General features: G+C 64.7%; 5 protein-coding genes. All 5 read right to left on the bottom strand.

Features of this window, described 5'->3' with window-relative positions:
• Positions 1 to 192: 192 nt before the first annotated feature.
• The gene (locus ASD56_RS15880) at positions 193 to 822 is read right to left on the bottom strand and encodes a hypothetical protein (protein WP_055968228.1); all 630 of its coding nucleotides are present in this window, start codon (positions 820 to 822) and stop codon (positions 193 to 195) included.
• Positions 823 to 825: 3 nt separating this feature from the next.
• Positions 826 to 1,527: a WXG100-like domain-containing protein gene (locus ASD56_RS15875; protein WP_055968225.1), complete on the bottom strand. Its 702-nt coding sequence runs from the start codon at positions 1,525 to 1,527 to the stop codon at positions 826 to 828.
• 97 nt (positions 1,528 to 1,624) lie between these two features.
• The gene (locus tag ASD56_RS15870; protein ID WP_157536162.1) at positions 1,625 to 1,930 is read right to left on the bottom strand and encodes a hypothetical protein; all 306 of its coding nucleotides are present in this window, start codon (positions 1,928 to 1,930) and stop codon (positions 1,625 to 1,627) included.
• 14 nt (positions 1,931 to 1,944) lie between these two features.
• On the bottom strand, positions 1,945 to 2,256 hold the full coding sequence (locus tag ASD56_RS15865) for a hypothetical protein (RefSeq protein WP_157536160.1): 312 nt from the start codon (positions 2,254 to 2,256) through the stop codon (positions 1,945 to 1,947).
• Positions 2,257 to 2,301: 45 nt separating this feature from the next.
• On the bottom strand, positions 2,302 to 2,907 hold the full coding sequence (locus tag ASD56_RS15860; RefSeq protein ID WP_055968216.1) for a hypothetical protein: 606 nt from the start codon (positions 2,905 to 2,907) through the stop codon (positions 2,302 to 2,304).
• Positions 2,908 to 2,992 lie beyond the last annotated feature (85 nt).

Raw genomic sequence — 2,992 nt, 5'->3', positions numbered from 1 at the left:
CACCAGCGTCGCGCCCTTCCGAACCTCATCCTCGTCAATGTCCGGCCACTCGAACCCGAGCTTCTCCATCACCCAGACAAGCTCATTCGGCAACATCATCCCCACGGCGGCACCTCCAGCACGACCCTATGATCGAACGGCCCCTGTAGACCATGGGGAGAAGTCCCCATCCGCATCGATCGCATCACCCCATCACTCACCCCGCTCGACCTCGACGCTGACGAATCGCGAATCCGGGATGGTCTTCACCTCGATCTTCGCGCCGTCCAGAGCGCCGGGAGCCAGGTCGAAACGTGCCTCGAGCTCCGCGTGGCTCAGGCCGTCAAGGTCTCCGGCTTCATGAGCCGGCGCGAGGAACCTCATGTCGCCCTTCGCCTTCTCGCCGTACTTGTCCGGGCTGTCCTGTCCGATCGCGTCCTCGTAGAGCTCCTCGACCATCTGCTTCGGCACGTCCTTGGGCACGTCCTTGATCTCATCGAGGACGTCACCCGGAAGATTCCGGACGTCGTTGCCTACCGACCGGCCGAGGTCGCTGGCCGGGTCGTAGTCGGCGTCCCGATGCCGCCCCGCGTATCCGGGAGTGCCGCTGCGGGCTTCATCACGGATGTCGTAGTCCTTCGCATGCGACACAGGTCCCTTGCCGTCCGCACGGTGCTTCGGCGTGTAGTCCACTTTGCGCCGGTCGAGCCCGCGGATGGCATCGGCATCCGCTCGATGCTTTCCGCCGCGCTTGCGGAACGCACCCGCGAAGCCCTGCTTGAACTCGTGGCCCGCGCCGTCCACAGCGTCGATGATGTCGCGGATCGTTCGCTTCAACGACATGGTTCACTCCCCCGAGATCTGCAGGTTGGCGATGTCTGCGAGCAGCCGGTCGGTGAGCTCTTCGACGTCCGCGGCGTACGCGTCCATCTCGGAGGCGGTCTCATCCAGCAGGACGAGGTCGGCGTAGAACTCGTCCGCGTCGCCGATCACGCCTTCCACGACCGGGGCATCCATCAGCGCCATCACCAGTCCGGGGACCTGCTCGGCCAGCGGCTCGAGGGCCAGCGGGAGCACCTCGTCGATGACCTTCTCGAGTGTCGCCTCCATTGCCATCGCGAAGAGCTTCTTCCGGGCAAGGATCAGCAGCGCCGCGCCGCCCGCACCGAACGGCCCTGCCGCCAGCAGCGGGACCAGCTGGATGAGCGTCGCCGTGATGTCGACGATCACTTTGATCTTCAGCGCGAGGACGATGTCCGCAGCGATGTCGATCCCGGTGGCCGCCGGTCCGAGGACATCCAGCAGCTGCTGCACGTTCTCGGAGCGGTTGCGGTTCCATCCCGCGACATGGGCGGCGCCTGCCTGACCGCGCATGCCGACCGCGATGTCGCCGTTGATGCGCCGATCCGCCGTCTGCACGAGGATCTCCATGTCGCCGCGGTACCCGCGCACGTAGTCGGCGGCCTTGCGCACCTCATCCTCATCGATGTCGGGCCACTCGAGGCCCAGCTTGTCCATGATCCAGATGAGATCGTTCGGCAGCATCATTCCCACGCTGACCACCTCCGGCACTGACGCTAGGTGCGCGCGAGAGATCAGGCGATGGGGAAATCAACCCATGGGACGGATGCCGCGGCCCGCAGGCTCACCGCCAGTTATAGGTGAAGCACCAACGCAGCGCGCCAAGCGCGGCCGCGCTGAGTTCGGGGTGACGGGTCGCCATGACCTGCTCCGCCTCATCGCCCGCCTCGGACAGCGTGGCGTTCGACCAGTCGATCTCGATGGCCATGCACTCCGCGACCACCGCGAGAACCCCGGCCAGCAACGCTTCTGGATCGGCGTGGGCGTCAGCCGCGACCTCGGCCGCGGCATCCGCATCGCTCATGGGGAATGCGGACCGGCCTCTTCCCAGGTAGGCAATGAGTGCACGGCTCAGTTCCTGTTCTTCCACGTGCACTCTCGCTGTCAGCCGCCGTTCGCGGCCGCGTAGGCCGCGAGGAACTCGGGGCCCAGCCGCAACCGCGCGTAGCGGTCGATCGCCTCGAGCGCTACGCGCACTTCGTCTCGAGTGCTGCGGATGGAAAGCTTCTGCCCGAGGACCTTCGACACTGATGCGTCTCCGCCCAAGAGGACACCGAATCCCCAGCTGCCATTGCCATAGTCGTCGTAGGATCCGCGCACCGCGATCGCGTCGTACAGGACGAAACCGATCTGGACATCCGACTTCTTGCGCGCCTGCGTCGCGGTGGGGAGATGCGCCTCGATCAGGTCGAGCACGTCGTCCGCACTCAGATCATCGTGTGGCATTCTCGCTCCTCAGCATCATGGCAGGTACGCCTGCATCGTCGTGGGGTCGAACCGGAACCCCTTGGCCTCCAGGAAGGCGAGCTCGTCCGCAAGCGCACTGTCCGGGAAGTCCAGCGGGTTGTGAGAGAAGCTGATGGGTTTCCCCTCCGCGATCATACGTTCCAGGAAGGGCACGTTGAACGACTCGAACATGTCGTCGTTCGTCATGTTGTTCGAGTCCCTGATGTTGTCCCACTGGTCACCGAGGCTGAAGTAGGTGGCCGGCGGCTGCCGACCCTCGGCGACGTCGACGTAGCTCGACGTACCCGGCACGTAGTACTTGCCGAGGATCGCTTCGAGGCCGTTCGGGTTGTGCACACTCGACTCAAGGAGATCGAAGTAGTCCTCATCACTCATACCCGGCGGCTTGCGATTCGGATTAGGGCGATAGGGGTGAACGGAAGGGCCGCGCCCCGGCCCACTCGGAGCGTCGAAGGTGTCCTGCCCCTTGATCTTCTTGACGACCGTGTCGAGGTGATTGTCCATATTGTCGGCGACGTGGTGCAGCTTCACCTTCGCATCGCCGAAGCCCTTGAGGGCGGCCTGCTTCACCTCGCGGAAGATCGGTTTGAGCGCGCTCATCAGTCATCTCCGAAGTTCAGGGCGGAGAACTCCGCGAAGAAGTTCGACGTCAACGTCTGAATGTCGGCGCCGTGCACCTTCATCG

Source organism: Microbacterium sp. Root166, from assembly GCF_001427145.1.
In the GTDB taxonomy this organism is placed as follows: Bacteria; Actinomycetota; Actinomycetes; order Actinomycetales; family Microbacteriaceae; genus Microbacterium.
The sequence above is the reverse complement of the archived record's forward strand: the minus strand, read 5'-3'. Positions and strand labels throughout refer to the sequence as shown.

What these genes read in the sequence shown, in the direction of transcription:
- ASD56_RS15880 (WP_055968228.1), bottom strand. Translation starts at nt 822, where the DNA reads ATGTCGTTGAAGCGAACGATCCGCGACATCATCGACGCTGTGGACGGC.
- ASD56_RS15875 (WP_055968225.1), bottom strand. Translation starts at nt 1,527, where the DNA reads ATGATGCTGCCGAACGATCTCATCTGGATCATGGACAAGCTGGGCCTC.
- ASD56_RS15860 (WP_055968216.1), bottom strand. Translation starts at nt 2,907, where the DNA reads ATGAGCGCGCTCAAACCGATCTTCCGCGAGGTGAAGCAGGCCGCCCTC.